The 16,728-nt window shown below is 62.9% G+C and carries 13 protein-coding genes; 6 read left to right on the plus strand and 7 right to left on the minus strand.

The window, feature by feature from the left end:
- Positions 1–166: 166 nt before the first annotated feature.
- The 3 genes from ACIPSK_RS30505 to ACIPSK_RS30515 are packed head-to-tail and all read right to left on the minus strand — an operon-like array spanning position 167 to position 3,279.
- Positions 167–1,603: an FAD-binding oxidoreductase gene (locus ACIPSK_RS30505; RefSeq protein WP_162118351.1), complete on the minus strand. Its 1,437-nt coding sequence runs from the start codon at positions 1,601–1,603 to the stop codon at positions 167–169.
- A 33-nt stretch (positions 1,604–1,636) separates the two neighbouring features.
- Positions 1,637–2,611 (minus strand): L-threonylcarbamoyladenylate synthase, encoded by a 975-nt coding sequence (locus ACIPSK_RS30510; protein ID WP_162118350.1) that lies wholly within the window; start codon positions 2,609–2,611, stop codon positions 1,637–1,639.
- A 59-nt stretch (positions 2,612–2,670) separates the two neighbouring features.
- Entirely contained in the window at positions 2,671–3,279 is a 609-nt protein-coding gene (locus ACIPSK_RS30515; protein WP_162118349.1) for a DUF6656 family protein, read from the minus strand.
- Positions 3,280–3,696: 417 nt separating this feature from the next.
- Here ACIPSK_RS30515 and ACIPSK_RS30520 point away from each other — a divergent pair, with 417 nt between their 5' ends.
- Both ACIPSK_RS30520 and ACIPSK_RS30525 read left to right on the plus strand, forming a co-directional pair.
- Positions 3,697–4,941: an aromatic ring-hydroxylating oxygenase subunit alpha gene (locus ACIPSK_RS30520; RefSeq protein WP_162118348.1), complete on the plus strand. Its 1,245-nt coding sequence runs from the start codon at positions 3,697–3,699 to the stop codon at positions 4,939–4,941.
- Positions 4,942–5,166: 225 nt separating this feature from the next.
- Positions 5,167–5,652, plus strand: a complete 486-nt coding sequence (locus ACIPSK_RS30525) for a BA14K family protein (RefSeq protein ID WP_162118347.1) — start codon at positions 5,167–5,169, stop codon at positions 5,650–5,652.
- Between the two features lie 220 nt (positions 5,653–5,872).
- Here ACIPSK_RS30525 and ACIPSK_RS30530 read toward each other — a convergent pair whose 3' ends face one another.
- Positions 5,873–6,868 carry a transporter gene (locus tag ACIPSK_RS30530; RefSeq protein WP_020486033.1) on the minus strand — a complete coding sequence of 332 codons (996 nt, stop codon included), beginning with the start codon at positions 6,866–6,868 and terminating at the stop codon, positions 5,873–5,875.
- 208 nt (positions 6,869–7,076) lie between these two features.
- On the opposite strand from ACIPSK_RS30530, the gene ACIPSK_RS30535 reads away from it, so the two are divergent.
- Positions 7,077–8,855 carry an acyl-CoA dehydrogenase gene (locus tag ACIPSK_RS30535; RefSeq protein WP_162118345.1) on the plus strand — a complete coding sequence of 593 codons (1,779 nt, stop codon included), beginning with the start codon at positions 7,077–7,079 and terminating at the stop codon, positions 8,853–8,855.
- Between the two features lie 9 nt (positions 8,856–8,864).
- The gene (locus tag ACIPSK_RS30540; RefSeq protein WP_162118344.1) at positions 8,865–9,620 is read left to right on the plus strand and encodes a crotonase/enoyl-CoA hydratase family protein; all 756 of its coding nucleotides are present in this window, start codon (positions 8,865–8,867) and stop codon (positions 9,618–9,620) included.
- A gap of 80 nt (positions 9,621–9,700) precedes the next feature.
- On the opposite strand, the gene ACIPSK_RS30545 is transcribed toward ACIPSK_RS30540, so the two are convergent.
- From ACIPSK_RS30545 to ACIPSK_RS30555, 3 genes are all read right to left on the minus strand, one after another.
- A complete protein-coding gene (locus tag ACIPSK_RS30545) occupies positions 9,701–10,705 on the minus strand; it encodes an MBL fold metallo-hydrolase (protein WP_162118343.1) in 1,005 nt (334 codons plus the stop codon).
- A gap of 452 nt (positions 10,706–11,157) precedes the next feature.
- Complete coding sequence (locus ACIPSK_RS30550; RefSeq protein ID WP_162118342.1) at positions 11,158–12,408, minus strand: RsmD family RNA methyltransferase; 1,251 nt, start codon at positions 12,406–12,408, stop codon at positions 11,158–11,160.
- The gene (locus tag ACIPSK_RS30555; RefSeq protein ID WP_210254210.1) at positions 12,405–13,190 is read right to left on the minus strand and encodes a TlyA family RNA methyltransferase; all 786 of its coding nucleotides are present in this window, start codon (positions 13,188–13,190) and stop codon (positions 12,405–12,407) included. Before ACIPSK_RS30555 ends, ACIPSK_RS30550 begins: the two co-directional genes overlap by 4 nt.
- A gap of 86 nt (positions 13,191–13,276) precedes the next feature.
- Between ACIPSK_RS30555 and ACIPSK_RS30560 the strand changes: the two genes are divergently transcribed.
- Positions 13,277–14,284: a DUF4424 domain-containing protein gene (locus tag ACIPSK_RS30560; RefSeq protein WP_446533096.1), complete on the plus strand. Its 1,008-nt coding sequence runs from the start codon at positions 13,277–13,279 to the stop codon at positions 14,282–14,284.
- A gap of 219 nt (positions 14,285–14,503) precedes the next feature.
- Positions 14,504–16,441 (plus strand): methyl-accepting chemotaxis protein, encoded by a 1,938-nt coding sequence (locus tag ACIPSK_RS30565; protein ID WP_162118340.1) that lies wholly within the window; start codon positions 14,504–14,506, stop codon positions 16,439–16,441.
- Positions 16,442–16,728 lie beyond the last annotated feature (287 nt).

Below are 16,728 nucleotides of genomic sequence, written 5' to 3' on the forward strand. Positions count from 1 at the left end.
CCCCTCACCCTAACCCTCTCCCCGTAAACGGGGCGAGGGGACGTGCCCCGCGAAAGGTTGGTGGGAACCGAGAGGTTGCGTCATATTCCCTTCGCCCCGCCTGCGGGGAGAAGGTGCCGGCAGGCGGATGAGGGGCAAACGTTGGCGATCCCTCCGATCGTCGGCCTCACGCATCGCGGCTGACGACCTTTCCCGGATTCATGATATCGGCGGGATCGAAGGCGCGCTTGATGCGGCGCATCAGCTCGATTTCGATCACAGGCCGGATCGCCGCCAGTTCGTCGCGCTTCAGCTGGCCGATGCCGTGCTCGGCCGAGATCGAGCCGCCATGCGCAAGCACCCGTCCATGGACGATATGGTTCATCTCGTGCCAGCGGGCGATGAAGGCGTCCTTGTCGGCGCCGAGCGGCTGGGAAATATTGTAATGAATATTGCCGTCGCCCATATGGCCGAAGGCGCAGATGCGGGCGCCCGGCATCGCCGCCATGACAGCTTCTTCGGCCTCGGCCATGAAATGCGGGATCTTCGATACGGGCACGGAAACATCGTGCTTGATCGAGCCGCCTTCCGGCTTTTGCGCATCCGACATGCTCTCGCGCATGTGCCAGAGCGCCTTCTGCTGTGCTACCGACGAGGCGATTGCCGCATCCAGCACCAGCCCGGCCTCGAATCCCTGTTCCAGCACGCCACTCATCATCCGCTCCGCCGTCTCGGCCGAATCCGACGTCGAAATGTCGATCAGCACATACCAGGGATAGGCGGTCTCCAGCGGATCGCGCACGCCGTCGATATGGCGGGTGGTGATCTCGACGCCGAAACGCGGCATCAGCTCGAAACCGGTGAGCGAGGCGCCGCAGAGGCTGGAGGCCAGGTTGAAGAGGGCAAGCGCATCCGCCACCGAATTCAGACCGGCGAAGGCCACCTGATGGCCGAGCGGCTGGGGAAAGAGCTTCAGCACCGCGCCGGTGATGATGCCGAGCGTGCCCTCGGCGCCGATGAAGAGATCGCGCAGATCGTAGCCGGTATTGTCCTTCTTCAGGCGGCGCAGGCCGTCCCAGATCTCGCCGGTCGGCAACACCACTTCGAGGCCGAGGCAGAGCTGGCGCATGTTGCCATAGGCAAGCACGGCCGTGCCGCCGGCATTGGTGGAAAGGTTGCCGCCGATGCGGCAGGAGCCCTCCGAGCCGAGCGACAGCGGAAACAGCCGTCCATGCGCCTCGGCCGCCTTCTGCACCTCGGCAAGGATGGCGCCGCCATCGGCCACCAGCACGTTCGCCACCGGATCGACATCACGAATCCTGTTCATGCGCTCGAGCGACAGGATGATATCGCACTTGCCCTGACGCGGCGTCTGGCCGCCGACGAGGCCGGTATTGCCGGTTTGCGGCACGATCGCCGTTCCGGTCTCCGTCGCAAGCTTCATGATATCAGAGACTTCTTCGACCGAACCGGGTTTCAAGAGGAGAGGGGAGGAGCCGTGATAGAGCCCGCGGTTTTCGATCAGATGCGGTGCAAGATCTGCCTCGCTACGCAAGGCGTATTTTTCACCGACGATGGCCGCGAAGCGATCGAGGAGTTCGGTGGAAATGCTGGAATTGCTCATCGGCCTCGGTTCTCCATCGTGATGCACTGTCCTTCAGTCGCGGGGCGCGGCTGCCCGCTGCAGCCGGTCGTTGATCGCTTCGCCGAGCCCATCCTCGGGAATCGGCGAAAAGGCGATGCTCTGGGCGCCGCTGGCATCGGCCCGCTTCATATAGTCGAATAGATTGGCCGCCGCCTCCGCCAGGTCGCCGCGCGGGCTGAGATCAAGGACGATCCGGGCACCGTTCGCGCCGGAAACCGCAGCGCTCCCGAAGGCAATCAGTGCCTCGCCGGGTTCCACCGCCGTCGCATTGAGGCGCACGGAAGCGCCCGGCGCGTAGTGTGAGGCGAGCATGCCCGGCGCTTCGATCGCCGCCGATGCCGTTTTCGGCCGCAGCAGCGGCTGGCCCGCGACACGCTCGATCTCGCGCGCCGCCAGTCCCCCCGGGCGAAGCAGCCGCAACCGGCCGCCCTCTGCTTTGACGATCGTCGATTCGACGCCGACAGCACTTGGCCCCGCATCGAGGATCAACGGGATCCGCGCCCCGAGATCGGCTTCGACATGGGCGGCACTCGTCGCACTGATCCGGCCCGAGGTATTGGCGCTGGGGGCTGCGAGCGGCCGTCCGAAGGCGCCGATCAACGCGCCTGCAAAACCCCTCGGCACGCGGATGCCGATACTGTCGAGCCCGGCGGTCGCCAGCGAATGGATCGGGCTTTCTGGCTTCAGCGGCAGCACCAGGGTCAGCGGGCCGGGCCAGAAGGCTCTGGCCAGCGCCCGTGAGACCGGGTCGAACTCGGCGTGCTCTTCGGCCATGGCGAGATCGGCCATGTGGCAGATCAGCGGGTTGAAGCGCGGCCGTCCCTTTGTCTCGTAGATGCGGGTGATGGCTGCGGGATTGGTGGCGTCGGCCGCAAGGCCGTAGACGGTCTCGGTCGGGATGGCGATGGCAAAGCCGTCGGCAAGAGCAGCTGAGGCGGCCTCAAGCGCTGCCTGCCTGTCTGCCGTGATGTCGATTATGCGTGCCATATCCTGCCCGTGTTGGTCCTGGCAGTCATTAGGCTTTCCGCCGCTCGCGATCAATCGCTTTAGAGCTGCCGGATGATTTCGCGCAGCTGTTCGTTGCGGGCGCCGAGCAAGAGGATGTTGCGGATCGCAGCTTGCGGATCATGGGTGCGGAAGAGCAGGCCGTTGCCGCGCACCGACCGGTCGATGGTCATCTTTTCCGCCGAGTTCTCGCCGGGTTTGATGGCGACGGCGAAATACATGCGGGAATAACCGACATCGATTCGCTCGAAGAAATTATCGTTGTCGCCGATGTCGGAATAGAAATTGGCGATGTAGAAGGCCCAGCTTACCTCTTCGTAATGCGCGAATTTCGTTCGCGCGGCGGTGACGTGGCAATAGCCAAGATGCGGGCTGTCCGCCAGCGTCCGGTGGAAGATCATCTTCGGAAACTGGATCGAGTGGTGAAAGCCGTTGATGTGCTGATGCGTCTTTTCGCCGGCAACCTGCAGCTTGCGGCCGGTCTTTGCGGCGACCTCGTCATGGGTGAAATAGCGCTTTTCCTCGGCCAGCCAATGCCGCCGCTCGCGGGGAATGCGGCCGGTGCGCAAAAATTCGGAATGCGCGGCAATCAGCTGCGGTTCTTGCAGTTTACCTGCTTCTTTCGCGTCGAAATACCGGAGTTTGGCCATGGTTCGCATTCTTCGGTCGGTCTGAATCAACAGCAGGATAGGACGGTATGCTTAAGGTGATGTTAAAAATCGCCATGGCGGCAGGCCGGCTGAAGGCAAATGCCGGGAGATGTCGCAAACACGACTGACATCGATATCAGGCAGTCGACCTCTTTGCGCAACGGGTCTTTACGCCATGTCGCAATTGAGGATAATTGCCGGGAGAGTCGGGCGAGGTGATCGATCGGGATGGGCCGCTTCAAGCCTTGCCGCATCCTGTCGTCAATTTCGAAGCCGATGTCGCATTACAACCAAGCGGCAGCCATGCTCGGTGATTAAATGACGCCATGAACAATTCTCCCGAAGGAGAAGGAAGCGGGCGCGCTTCCGCCGGCCTTCTTGCCGGAAGGCGGCAGCCGGGTGCACGAGGACATGAAGATGGATATTCGCAGCAACGTTTTGCGTCAGCTCAAGAGCCGCCGTGAGGGCTTCAGCCTCGAACAGCCGTTCTATATCGACGAGGAATATTTCCAGCTCGACATGGAGATGATCTATTATCGCGACTGGCTGTTCATCGGCCATGATTGCGAACTGCCGAAGCCGGGCGCCTATTTCACCGTCCAGATCGGCAGCTATCCCGTCGTCATCGTCCGCGGCCGCGACAATATCATCCGCGCCTTCCATAACAGCTGTCGTCATCGCGGCTCGCGCGTCTGCACCAAGGAGCACGGCTCCTCCGTGCGTCTCGTCTGCCCCTACCATCAATGGACCTATGATCTCGAAGGCAAGCTCGCCTTCGCCCGCCACATGGGCGATGATTTCGACAAATCAGGTTTCAACCTGAAGCCTGTCCACTGCGAAACCGTCGCAGGCTTTGTCTTCATCTGCCTTGCCAACACCGCTCCGGATTTCCAGACGGTGCGCGACAAGATCGAACCCTATGTCGCACCGCACCGGATCAGCGAGAGCAAGGTTGCTTTCCAAAGCACGATCATCGAAAAGGGCAACTGGAAGCTTGTCTGGGAAAACAACCGCGAGTGCTATCATTGCGCCGCCAATCACCCAGAACTCTGCCGCACCTATCCCGAAGCGCCGAGCGTGACCGGCACGGATGGCGGCGCCGACGATCCCGAGATCGCCGGCCATTGGGCGCGCTGCGAGGCCGCCGGCCTGCCGAGCAAGTTCCAGATTTCGCCGGACGGTCAGTTCCGCACCGCCCGCATGCCGCTGATCGAGGATGCCGAAAGCTACACCATGTCGGGCAAGCGCGCCGTCAAGCGTCCGCTCTCCGACGATATCTCAATCGGCCATATCGGCACCATGCTGCTCTTCCACTACCCGACGACGTGGAACCACCTGCTCGGCGACCACGCCATCTCCTTCCGCGTGCTGCCGCTCAGCGCCAACGAGACCGCGGTGACGACCAAGTGGCTCGTCCACAAGGACGCCGTCGAAGGCGTGGATTACGATCTCGAGGAACTGACCCACGTCTGGACCGAGACCAACGATCAGGATCGCCGCATCGTCGAGGAAAACGCCTTCGGCATTCACTCGCCCGCCTATGAGCCCGGCCCCTATTCCACCCTGCATGAGGGCGGCGTCATGCAGTTCCTCGAATGGTATTCGAACTTCATGGTGAACCGTCTGCAGGGCGACCAGGCGAAAATTTCCGCCGTGGCCTGATCCATCGGCCCGGAACTATTAGCGGTTCCGGGATAACGACATGCATGAACAAAGGACTGAGGTGCGTTCCGGGCGAGATCATCGAGGAAGGCCTCGCGGTTAATGCCCGGTTCAGATCGATTTCTTTAGACATACGAAAGCAGCCGGCCCCGGCCGCTTTCGGAACCATTCCGGCACGAAAGCGTTGCTGAGCAGGCGGTTATCGCTGTTGAATGGGAGAGAAGAATGTTCGGTTTGAGTAACAAGATCGCGACAGCAGTTCTGGCTGCGGCCGTCGTTCTGACAGGCTTCGTGCCGTCGCAGGCAATGAAGATGCCGACAGCCCCGCAGGTGGAAAAATCCTCCGCTGTCGAGAACGTCCAATACCGCCGCTATTATCGCCCCGGTTACCGTCCGGGCGCCTATTACCGGCCTGGCTATCGTCCCGGCGCCTACTACCGGCCCGGCTATTACGGCGGCTATCGCGGATATTCCTATTACCGCCCGGGCTATCGGCGTTATAACGGCTACTGGTATCCGCTCGCCGCCTTCGGCGCCGGTGCGGTCATCGGCGGCGCTATTGTCGCGCAGCCGCGTTACGTCGCGCCTGCGCCCAGCATGGGTTCGAGCCACGTTGCCTGGTGCGCCAACCGCTACCGGTCCTATCGCGCCTACGACAATACCTTCCAGCCCTATAACGGCCCACGCCAGCAGTGCTATTCGCCGTATTGATAAACGTGCTGTTCTCGAGAAACGTCTGCCCCTCACCCTAACCCTCTCCCCGTAAAAACGGGGAGAGGGGACGTGCCCCGCGACAGGTTGGTGCGAACGGAGAGGTCGCGGCATGGTCCCTTCGCCCCGTTTACGGGGAGAAGGTGCCGGCAGGCGGATGAGCGGCGGGAGCCAACGACGGCGGTCACGTCCACTCAAACTGGATGCCGGCGCTTCACCCTCAAAGAATATCCACGCGCCTCAATAACCACCAGGCAAAGGCGATGGAGGCGACGATGAGGGCGACGGCGTATTCGGTGCCGTAGTCGCCGACGGCGAAGGGCAGGTTTGCCGTGTTCATGCCGAAGAAGCCGGTCACCAGCGTCGGCGGCAGCAGGAAGGCCGTCATGATCGACAGCAGATAGAGGTGACGGTTGGTTTCGGAGGATTGCTTCGAATCGATTTCTTCGTGCAGCAGGCGTGCCCGGTCCTGCAGCGCATAGATATCGTGGTCGACCGTTTCCAGCCGGCTCGTCAGCCGCCGCGCCACATCGTCGAAGCCGAAGGGCATCTCGTCGTCGTCGGCCGCCGCCGCCCGGCGCATCAGCGCCAGCACGGTGCGCAGATGGCGATGCAGCCTGACCACGGTTCGCCGCACCGGCGCCAGGCGCCGGCGCTCGTCGCGCTGCGCGCTGTCGTAGACGATATCCTCGATCTGGTTCAGCTCTTCGGTGAGTTCGATGACGACCGCGATCAGCGTGCGCTGGAATTCGATCACCAGCAGTTCGAAGAGATCGACTGGCCGGGAGAATTTGCCTGGATTCTTCTCGATCAGGGCGCGTGCCCGTTCGACGCTGCGCAGCGGCTGCAGCCTCGTGGTGATGATGAAGCGGTCGGACATGGCGAAATGCAGCCAGCCGAGATTGTTGGTATCCTGGGCGAAATCGCGCTGGCAATCGACGAGCGTGCCATAGAGCATCTGCTCGTCGACAGTGATGGTCGCATGCGTATCGCGCGTCGTCAGCGCCGATTTCGCGTCCTCCGTCAGCCCGTCCAGCGTATCGAGCAAGGCTGGCACGCGGGCGTCGACAAGGTTGAGGTGCAGCCAGTAGAAACAATTGTCGGCGGTCAGTTCCGCCACCGTCGCACTATTGTTCAGTCGCACCGCGGTCTTTTCTTCGGGTGAGAAGCGATAAGCCCAGACGAAACCGGGTATGTTGACGGGCAACGTGTCCATTGTTCGCCGGTCCTTTGCGAAGGCGATGTCATTCCTTAGAGTGTCTCCATGACGTGCATTTGTGCAAGGGTGCAAGAGCAAAGCGTCACGTCATGCGACTTATCGCATGACGGCCGAGGAAATCGAAATTGACGTTTACGTAAAAATCAATTAGCCCTTGTCTCGGAGGGGCTTTGCCGCTGTGAGGCCGGTCTGCGGAGGAAAAACCATGTACAAAGCGCCCGTCGAGGAAATCGCGTTCACGTTGAAGCACGTAGCGGGCATGGGCGAGGCAATTTCCAAGGGGCTGCTCGGCGATCTCGGCGAAGATCTGGTCGATGCGATCCTGGCCGAGGCGGGACGTTTTGCCACAGAGGAAGTGGCGCCGCTCGCCGACATCGGTGATCGTCAGGGCGCTCGTCTGATCGATGGCGAGGTCCGGCTGCCGGATGGCTGGCGCGATCTGTACCGCCATTGGATTGCCGGCGGCTGGAACGGCCTGACGGCGCCCGAAGCTTTCGGCGGCCAGGCCTTGCCGCATATGCTGAATGTCGCAGCACTCGAAATGTGGAATTCCGGCTCCATGGCCTTCGCCCTCGCCCCGACGCTGACGATGGGTGCCGTCGAGGCCGTCAGCACCCATGGCAGTGCTGCGCTGAAGGACAAATATCTGGAAAAGATGGTCTCCGGCGAATGGACCGGTACGATGAACCTGACCGAGCCGCATGCGGGCTCCGATCTCGGCGCCCTGAAAGCCCGCGCCGAGCGCCGCGACGACGGCAGCTACCGCCTGTTCGGCCAGAAGATCTTCATCACCTGGGGCGAACATGACGCGGCCGACAACATCATCCATCTGGTGCTGGCCCGTCTGCCGGATGCGCCGGCCGGCACCCGCGGCATCTCGCTCTTTCTGGTGCCGAAGTTCCTGGTGAACGACGACGGTTCGCTTGGGCTCCGCAACGATCTCTTCTGCCACTCGCTGGAGCACAAGCTCGGCATCCATGGCTCGCCGACCTGCACGATGATCTACGGCGACGGAAAATTCGGCGGCGAAAAGGGCGCTGTGGGATGGCTGGTCGGCGAGGAGAACAAGGGGCTCGCCTGCATGTTCACGATGATGAACAATGCCCGCCTTGCCGTCGGCATGCAGGGCGTGGCGATCGCCGAGGCCGCCACCCAGAAGGCGCTCGCCTATGCCAGGGAACGCACCCAGGGCAGGGCGCCGGGCTCAAGCGGCGCCGGCATGAGCCCGATCGTCGACCATCCCGATGTCGCCCGCATGCTCCTCACCATGAAGGCTCTGACGCAAGGGGCGCGCGCCATCTCCTATGCCTGCGCCCACGCGATCGACATGTCGCACCGGGCAGGCGACACCCGCCACCACTGGCAGGAGCGCGCCGCCCTTTTGACGCCGATTGCCAAGTCCTTTTCGACCGATGCCGGCGTCGATGTCGCCTCGCTCGGCATTCAGGTGCATGGCGGCATGGGTTTTATCGAGGAGACGGGTGCGGCGCGTTATCTCCGCGATGCCCGCATTGCGCCGATCTACGAGGGCACCAACGGCATCCAGGCGATCGACCTCGTCACCCGGAAGCTGCCGCTCTCCGGCGGCGATCAGGTGAAGGGCTTCATGGCCGAGCTTAAACAGATCGCCGAAGGCGTCCGCCGCTGCAATCTTAATGGTTTCGGCGAAACGGCTGTGAGGCTCGACGCTGCGATTGCCGATCTCGAACAGGCGACCGCCTGGCTGCTGAAGACGCTTGCCGATGAAAAGGCCGCCGAGGCGCTCTCCGGAGCCACCCCCTATCAGCGCCTGTTCGGGCTGGTGCTCACCGGCTGTTATCTCGCCAAGGGTGGTCTCGCTGAGGGAGCCGATGGGGCAGGCGAAAACCGCATCGCGCTCTGCCGCTTCGCCGCCGAAAACCTGCTTGCCGAGACCGCAGCCCTTCGCGATCGGGTCGTCAATGGCGCGGCAAGCCTTGCCGCCGCCCGCATACTGCTTGCCTGAGGAGACCTTATGACCGACCACATCATCGTCGACCAGCCTTCCGCCCATCCCGGCATCCAACTGATCCGCTTCAATCGGCCGGAAAAGAAGAATGCCATCACCCGCCCCATGTACCGCACCATGGCCGATGCGCTGACTGCGGCCAACACGAATCCCGACATCCGCGCCACCGCTTTCCTCGGCACAGAGGGCTGCTTCTCGGCCGGCAACGACCTGAACGATTTTCTTGCTGCCGCGATGGGCGGCCGCGGCCTGGAGCAGGAGATCCTCGATTTCCTCTATGCGCTGGTGAATGCCGAAAAACCGGTCGTCTCCGGCGTCGACGGCCTGGCGATCGGCATCGGCACGACGATCCATCTCCATTGCGACCTGACCATCGCCTCCAGCCGCAGCCAGTTCCGCACACCCTTCGTCGATCTGGCGCTGGTGCCGGAGGCCGGTTCCAGCCTCGTCGCGCCGCGCCTGATGGGCCACCAGCGCGCCTTCGCCATGCTTGCCGCCGGCGAAGCCTTTTCGGCCGAGGAGGCGAAGGAAGCCGGTCTGGTCTGGAAGGTCGTCGAGCCAGGCGAGGTCGATTCACTGACGCTTGGCCTCGCCGCAAAGCTCGCGGCCAAGCCGCCGGAGGCGCTGCGCATCGCCCGCGATCTCATTCGCGGCGACCGTGGCGAGATCATCGCCCGCATCGACGAAGAGGCCCGCTATTTCTCCGCGCGGCTGAAAAGCGCCGAAGCTCGGGCGGCCTTCGAAGCCTTCATGCGCCGCTGAGCGCCGATCTCGATCGTTTCCGAACAATCCATGGCAAGCAGGCCGGTACCAACACCAGTTCGGGAGCAAACGGACACCGATCAGACCGCCGGCACATTGAATACCTCGCCGGCCCTGAGCGGCCGGAACCGTTCCGGGGGAATATCATGCTCGCTCATGGCGTCTTGCAACGCTCTTGCCGGCGCGTCGACCGCTTCATTCGTCAGTTGGAACGTGGCGAAGTGGTGTCCGGCCACATAGGCCGCATTTGCCAACTTCATCCCGGCCACCGCCTCCTGCGGATTCTGGTGCTGCCCTTTCATGAACCAGCGCGGCTCATAGGCGCCGAAGGGTAAAATGGCCAGGCGAAAGCCGCCATGCTTCTGCCGTGCCGCTTTGTAATTGATCCCGTGGTGAAAGCCCGTATCTCCGACGTGGTAAATTTTTCCGGCTGGAGTCGACAAAACGAACGACGCCCAGAGCGCCATCCGGCGATCGGCGGTTCCGCGGGCGGACCAATGGTGTGCAGGCTCGGCATCAATGCTTATTCCGGCGTGCGAAATGCGCTCGCCCCAGTCCATCGAAGTCGTCTGTATATCGGGCACGGCGCGGCGCATGATCGTGTCATTGCCGAGCGGCGTCACGACAAGTGGCCGATGCTTCGCACCCAACCGCCTGAGCGTTGCGATATCGAGATGATCATAATGATTGTGCGACACCAGCACGAGATCGATTGGCGGCAAATCATCGAACGCGATGCCCGGCGGGACGACGCGCTTGGGTCCGGCAAAAGCGAAGGGACTCGCGCGCTCTGACCATACCGGGTCGGTGAGGATATTGAGCCCGGCGACCTGCACGAGCATTGTTGCATGGCCGACCATGGTCACCCTTAGATCCTCGCCGTCGACGTATGGATCCGGCTTGGCCGCCGCGTACGGACTTGCGACCGACCTCGGCCAAGGCTTACGGCCACCGCCGAATTGCCACCGCAACACATCGCGGAAACCGAGAGGTTCGATACCTTCGGGATTGAAGAAATGCGTGCCGTCGAAATGATCGGACACTGGACCCTTATAGTAGGGGTTGCGTCTTTTGGACTTAGTCATTGCCGGTGACCAGGGCAACGCTTCTGTTTTTGTCGATCATGTTTCACCTTAGGGTGGGGATCACCGCCAATTGGTTACTATCTTTTCGATATGACGTCACTATCGAAAAGATACCGATAAAAAGCCTATCGATTCCGCAATGCCCGTCCGCTGCGGCCTTATCTGTGGCGATGTGCGTGGAGCATTCTCGTCTTGCAGGATGCACATCGGGCCTCATCCGGTTCTACCAATATAGGAAGAGCCGCGGCATCGTGACCACTATGGCGGGCTCGGAGATCCAACCCATTGCAACAGATGCCGTTTCAGGCACACAAGCCGGGACTCGGGCAATGCGACGGAGCTCGGATCGGGACACGAAAACCGGAAACCGACAAGGTAGCTCCAGCGCTAGGAAGACGGTTCGGGCACCACACCGCCGGCACAGAGAGCAAAAACTTAGCCGACAGGCACGCCTATTTCTCCAGCGCCGCCACCACCTCGACATGCGAGGTCCAGAGGAACTGGTCGATCGGCGTCACGCCGGTAATGTGGTAGCCGCCCTCGACGAGGATCGCGAGATCCCGCGCCAGCGTCAGCGGATTGCAGCTGACCGCCACGATCTTCTTCACGCCTGAGCGGGCGAGCTCCTGGCACTGGAACTCGGCACCGGCCCGCGGCGGATCGAAGACGACGGCGTCATAGGGCTTGAACTCCTGCGTCATCAGGGGGCGGCGGAAGAGATCGCGTTTTTCGACGGTGACCGGCTTCAGCCCCTGTGTGTTGCGGGCGGCATGATCGAGTGCCGCGAGCGCCTTTGCCTCGGCTTCGACGGCGTGCACGCGGGCGATCCGCGCCAGCCGCAGCGAAAACGTGCCGGCGCCGGCAAAGAGATCGGCGATCCGCTTCGACTTGCCGACATGAGCCGTGACCAGCTCCGCCATCGCCTCTTCCGCCGGCTTGGTTGCCTGGGTGAAACCGCCCGGCGGCGGTGAAACCTGGACGCCACCGAATTCGACCATCGGCTTCGACGGCTCGACGAGGATTTCGCCGTTCAGCGAAACACGGGCGATGCCGCGCAGGCTGAGCGCGGTCTCGATCGCCTTGCGCCGCTGCGGGTCGGAGAGTTTCTTCACCTCGTCGACTGATATGTCCAGGCCGGAAAGCGTTTCGAGCACGGCGACGCGGAAGGGTTCGGCGCTGGTCGCCAGCGATGCAGCAATCGCCCTGATCGCCGGCAGCCGGGCGATGATCCCTGCCGACGAGATCGGACATTCCTCGATCGCGACGATATGGTGGCTTTCGGCCTGGTTGAATCCAACAAGCATGTCCTTCTCGGTCTTGCGCGCCGCAAAGACGAGGCGCCGGCGCTCGCCCGGCCGAGCCGGAACAATCTCGCCGACCTCTGACGTCAGACCCTTCGATTTCAGCGCATCGATCACAAGCTGGCGCTTGAAGGCGCGGTAGGGCGCATCTGCCATATGCTGCAGTGTGCAGCCGCCGCAGGTGCCGTTGACGCCATCCGGGCCGAAATGCCGGCAAGGCGGCTCCTGCCGGTCGGGCGAGGGCGTCGTGATCGACATGATCGTGCCCTGGCTCTTGACGCGGGCAATCGCCACCGTTTCGCCGGGCAGGGAAAAGGGCACATAGACAGGCCCGCCGGCGCTGCTGGCGATGCCGTCGCCCTGGGCGCCGAGCTTCTCGATCTTGACGGTTTCGGTGCTCACGGTTTCAATCCTGCCAGAAGAAATTCCTGATTGCCATCGCCGCCGGAAATCGGGGAAGGGATGAGGCCGAGGCTTTTCCAGCCCATGTCCTCGACGAACCAGCGCTCCAGTTCTGCAGCAACGGCGGGAGCAGACGAGGGGTCCTTCAGCATTCCGCCCTTGCCGATCGCCTCGCGCCCGGCCTCGAACTGCGGCTTGACCAGCAGCACGGCGATAGCGCCAGGTTCGGCGATCTCGAGAGCCGGCGCAAGCGCCAGCCTCAGCGTGATGAAGGAGACGTCGGAAACGATGAAGGTGGCGGGATGGCCGATATCCTCTGCCGTCAGGTTGCGGGCGTTGAGGCCTTCCCTATTGGTCACGCGCGGATCGCCTGATATGCGCGGGTGCATCTGCCCATGGCCGACATCGATCGCGGTGACATGTGCAGCCCCGCGCTGCAGCAGTACCTCGGTGAAGCCGCCGGTGGAGGCCCCGACATCGAGACAGTGATGGCCGGCAGGATCGAGCCGGAAATGGTCAAGTGCGGCGGCAAGTTTCAGTGCGGCGCGCGAGACATAGTCCTGGGCCGGATCGTCGATCTCGATTGCCGCGTCTGCGCTAAACAGCGCGCCGGCTTTCGTGACCACCTGGCCGCCGATCCTGACGGTGCCGCGCTGCACGGCGTCGCGGGCGCGCGAGCGGCTGGCAAAGAGGCCGAGGGAGACGAGAAGTTGGTCGAGGCGTTGGGTGTTTTGATCTGACATCGGCTGTGCATGACCGGCAAAGCCGCCGGTTGCAAGCATTTTGTTCCCAAGACCGTCATTGACCCTCAAAAGCTTTCGGCGATAATCCTGCCGCGGCGACCGCGCCGCAGACACGGGGGTGTTCCATGCTGAAGCTCTTCACGCTGATTGCCGCGGCAGTGATCGCAGCGCCCGCGCTCGCGAACGACACGATGGCCGAGGTCAAGACCGGCGGGCTGATCTTTGCCCAATCCGACGATGTCAGCATGGCTGAAGAGGATCTCTTCATCTCCGCTTCGGAAGTGCGCGTCGACTATGTCTTCGAGAATAGCTCCGACAAGGATGTCGACAGCCTGGTCGCCTTTCCGATGCCCGACATCACTGGCCAGGTCGACAACAATTCCGCCATCTCCGATTACGACAGCGACAATTTTCTGCATTTCTCCACCGTGCAGGACGGCAGGCCGATCACCGCCAAGCTGCAGCAACGTGTCGTCTCGCTCGGCATCGACGTCACCGAGGAATTCGCCAAGCAGGGCATTCCGGTCCTTCCCTATAGCCAGAAGACGACCGAGGCGCTCGCCAAGCTTCCCGAAACCGTCCGCAAGGACTGGACCGCCCGCGGCCTCGTCTATCCCATGGCCGAGGGCGATGCCGATGGCGTCGCAAAGGTCGACCTCGTGCCGCTCTGGACGCTGCGCTCGACCTATTGGTGGCGTACCACCTTCCCGGCGAAGAAGAAGGTCAGCGTCCAGCATCGCTACAAGCCGGCCGTCGGCGGCACGGTGGCGATCAGCTTTCTCAAAGGTGGTGAGCCGAAGGGGGAGCGTTTCGACGAATATTCCCGCAAATACTGCCTCGACGGAGATTTCGTCAAAGTTGCCCAGCAGCGTGCTCGGGAAGCCGAGGCCGGGGGCGCCAACTATACCGAAAGCTGGATCTCCTATGTGCTGTCGACCGGCGCCAACTGGGCGGGACCGATCAGGCGCTTCCAACTGACGATCGACAAGGGCAAGCCGGGCAGCCTCATCAGCTTCTGCGGCAGCAACGTTCGAAAGATCGGTCCGACGACCTTCCGGATGACGTCAGAGGATTTCGATCCCACAAAGGATTTCGACATCCTGATCCTCAATCCTCCGGAAACGGCACAATAATCCGCGCGCTCGGCCTCGGTTGCAGTGCACAAATTTAAACAAATTTAAAGCCTGCCCGGATAGGTTCGGCGTGATTGCGGCGGTTCATCTGAACTGCTCGGCGCCATGAAGGCGCACGCGTTTCCACGCCGATCATGTTCTCAGTTTCAAACATCCCGGCGGTTGCGTCTCGCGCGACCTGCCTCTCGCCGCGTCGACTGTCGTCAGGAGAAATCACCGATGTCCGCCAAAAACATATCCTTGAACGGTAAACTTGCGGCCACGTTCGCAGCCCTCATTCTCATTTTCGTCGCCGTTTCCGCTTTCGTTTACTCCAAGGCGACGGCGTCCGCGGCCGCTTCTGCCGAGCAGGAAAAGTCCGAGCTGCTCGTCAATCAGATCGACGATGCGCTGCAGGCGATGCTCGAACAGGCCGTTAACCTGCGTGGCTTCATCCTCTTCCGCAGCGACAGCACCTATGGCGACGTCTTCGCCAACCGCGAGCGCATGCTGAAGGCGATTGCCGCCGCCAAACAGACGGCGGCCGGCGAGCCGCAGCTGGTCGAGATGATCGAGGGCATGCAGAAGGCCGCCGACCTCTATTTCCATGAACTCGCCGAGCCGCAGACCAAGGCGCGCAAGGAAACCGACATGCCGATCGAAGAGGTCGTCAAGATCGGCGTCAACGCCACCAAGGGCCAGCTCGACGGTTTCCGCCAGGCCTCGGCCAAGATCAAGGCCACCGCGCGTGAAAAGTCGGAAGCGCTTGCCGAGATCCGGGCTGATGCCAACAGCGATCTGAAGATCACGCTGCTTGCCGGCGGCATCCTCGCCTCGCTTGCCGCTGCTATGCTCGCCTGGCTGATGTCGCGCATCATCGTCCGCCCAGTCGTCGGCATGACGAGCGCCATGGATCGCCTCGCCGGCGGTCAGAACGACATCGAGGTTCCGGCTACCGACCGCGGCGACGAAATCGGCCGGATGGCCCAGTCGGTCCTGGTCTTCAAGCAGGCGGCGATCGAGAAGCTGCGCCTTGCCGGCGAGACCGACCGGATGCGCGACGACGCCGAGCGCCAGCGCCGGGCAGGTGATGAGCAGAAGGCGCGCGAGGAAGGCGAGATTCGCTATGCCATCGACGCTTTGGCGGGCGGCCTTGCCGAGCTTGCCAACGGCGATATGGCCGGTCGTCTCCAGACGCCGTTCGCCTCGCAATATGACAGCCTGCGCAATGACTTCAACCATGCCGTCGAAAAGTTGCAGGCGGCGCTGCAATCGGTCGGCCGCAACGCCTCGGCGATCAATGCCGGCGCCGGCGAAATCCGCTCGGCTGCCGACGATCTGGCCCACCGCACCGAGCAGCAGGCTGCCGCCGTCGAACAGACGGCCGCCGCACTCGAGGAAGTGACGACGACCGTCCGCGACAGCGCCAAGCGCGCCGAGGATGTCGGCAATCTCGTCGAGCGCGCCCGCCTCGGCGCCGAAAAGTCAGGCGAAGTCGTCCGCAAGGCGGTCTCCGCCATGCAGCAGATCGAGAAGTCCTCTGGCGAAATCTCCAACATCATCGGCGTCATCGACGACATCGCCTTCCAGACCAACCTGCTCGCTCTGAACGCAGGCGTCGAAGCGGCCCGCGCCGGCGATGCCGGCAAGGGTTTTGCGGTCGTCGCCCAGGAAGTGCGCGAGCTCGCCCAACGCTCGGCCAAGGCCGCCAAGGAGATCAAGGCTTTGATCACCACATCGGGCGAACAAGTCGTTGCCGGCGTCGGCCTCGTCGGCGAGACCGGCAAGGCGCTGGAGGTCATCGTCTCCGAGGTGCAGGAGATCAACCACCACGTCAGCGCCATCGTCACCGCCACCCGCGAACAGTCGATCGGCCTGCAGGAGATCAACACTGCCGTCAACAACATGGACCAGGGCACACAGCAGAACGCCGCCATGGTCGAGGAGCAGACTGCGGCCAGCCATGCGCTCGCCCAGGAGGCAAACGCTCTCGAAGAATTGCTGCGCCAGTTCAAGCTCGGCCAGCTGGCCCCGGCGCCGCGCGCAAGCGTTGCCGGCACCAACGCCCGCCCGGTCGCCTCCCCGGCCCACGCCCTGACCCGCACCGTCGCCAAGGCTTTCGGCGGAAGACAGGCGAGCGCTGCGGCGACCGTTCAGGAGGATTGGACGGAGTTCTGAGAGTGCGTCCTTCTTAGGAAGGGATGTTAAATGAACAGGGCGGTGCAGTGATGCGCCGCCTTTTTTATTGAGAGAACCTGCCGGGCAGCCCCCTTGCATGTTCAAACTGCATCCGTTGATGATGGGTGCGACCCCTGGGGGATGGCCATCCCCCAGGGGTCGGACGGGCGGGACCGTAACCCCCTTGGCGTGAACCGGGGATGAGCCTGGTCCGCCCGTCCTTCGCGTTTGTCCTGAACAGATAGTGGGGAGCAGGTCCCGTATGCAAGGCAAGGTATCGTCCGAAC

The sequence above is a fragment of the Rhizobium sp. LARHSG275 genome (assembly GCF_052871115.1).

What these genes read in the sequence shown, in the direction of transcription:
- ACIPSK_RS30505 (WP_162118351.1), bottom strand. Translation starts at nt 1,603, where the DNA reads ATGAGCAATTCCAGCATTTCCACCGAACTCCTCGATCGCTTCGCGGCC.
- ACIPSK_RS30510 (WP_162118350.1), bottom strand. Translation starts at nt 2,611, where the DNA reads ATGGCACGCATAATCGACATCACGGCAGACAGGCAGGCAGCGCTTGAG.
- ACIPSK_RS30555 (WP_210254210.1), bottom strand. Translation starts at nt 13,190, where the DNA reads ATGCTTGCAACCGGCGGCTTTGCCGGTCATGCACAGCCGATGTCAGAT.
- ACIPSK_RS30520 (WP_162118348.1), top strand. Translation starts at nt 3,697, where the DNA reads ATGGATATTCGCAGCAACGTTTTGCGTCAGCTCAAGAGCCGCCGTGAG.
- ACIPSK_RS30535 (WP_162118345.1), top strand. Translation starts at nt 7,077, where the DNA reads ATGTACAAAGCGCCCGTCGAGGAAATCGCGTTCACGTTGAAGCACGTA.
- ACIPSK_RS30540 (WP_162118344.1), top strand. Translation starts at nt 8,865, where the DNA reads ATGACCGACCACATCATCGTCGACCAGCCTTCCGCCCATCCCGGCATC.
- ACIPSK_RS30530 (WP_020486033.1), bottom strand. Translation starts at nt 6,868, where the DNA reads ATGGACACGTTGCCCGTCAACATACCCGGTTTCGTCTGGGCTTATCGC.
- ACIPSK_RS30515 (WP_162118349.1), bottom strand. Translation starts at nt 3,279, where the DNA reads ATGGCCAAACTCCGGTATTTCGACGCGAAAGAAGCAGGTAAACTGCAA.
- ACIPSK_RS30560 (WP_446533096.1), top strand. Translation starts at nt 13,277, where the DNA reads ATGCTGAAGCTCTTCACGCTGATTGCCGCGGCAGTGATCGCAGCGCCC.
- ACIPSK_RS30525 (WP_162118347.1), top strand. Translation starts at nt 5,167, where the DNA reads ATGTTCGGTTTGAGTAACAAGATCGCGACAGCAGTTCTGGCTGCGGCC.
- ACIPSK_RS30545 (WP_162118343.1), bottom strand. Translation starts at nt 10,705, where the DNA reads ATGACTAAGTCCAAAAGACGCAACCCCTACTATAAGGGTCCAGTGTCC.
- ACIPSK_RS30565 (WP_162118340.1), top strand. Translation starts at nt 14,504, where the DNA reads ATGTCCGCCAAAAACATATCCTTGAACGGTAAACTTGCGGCCACGTTC.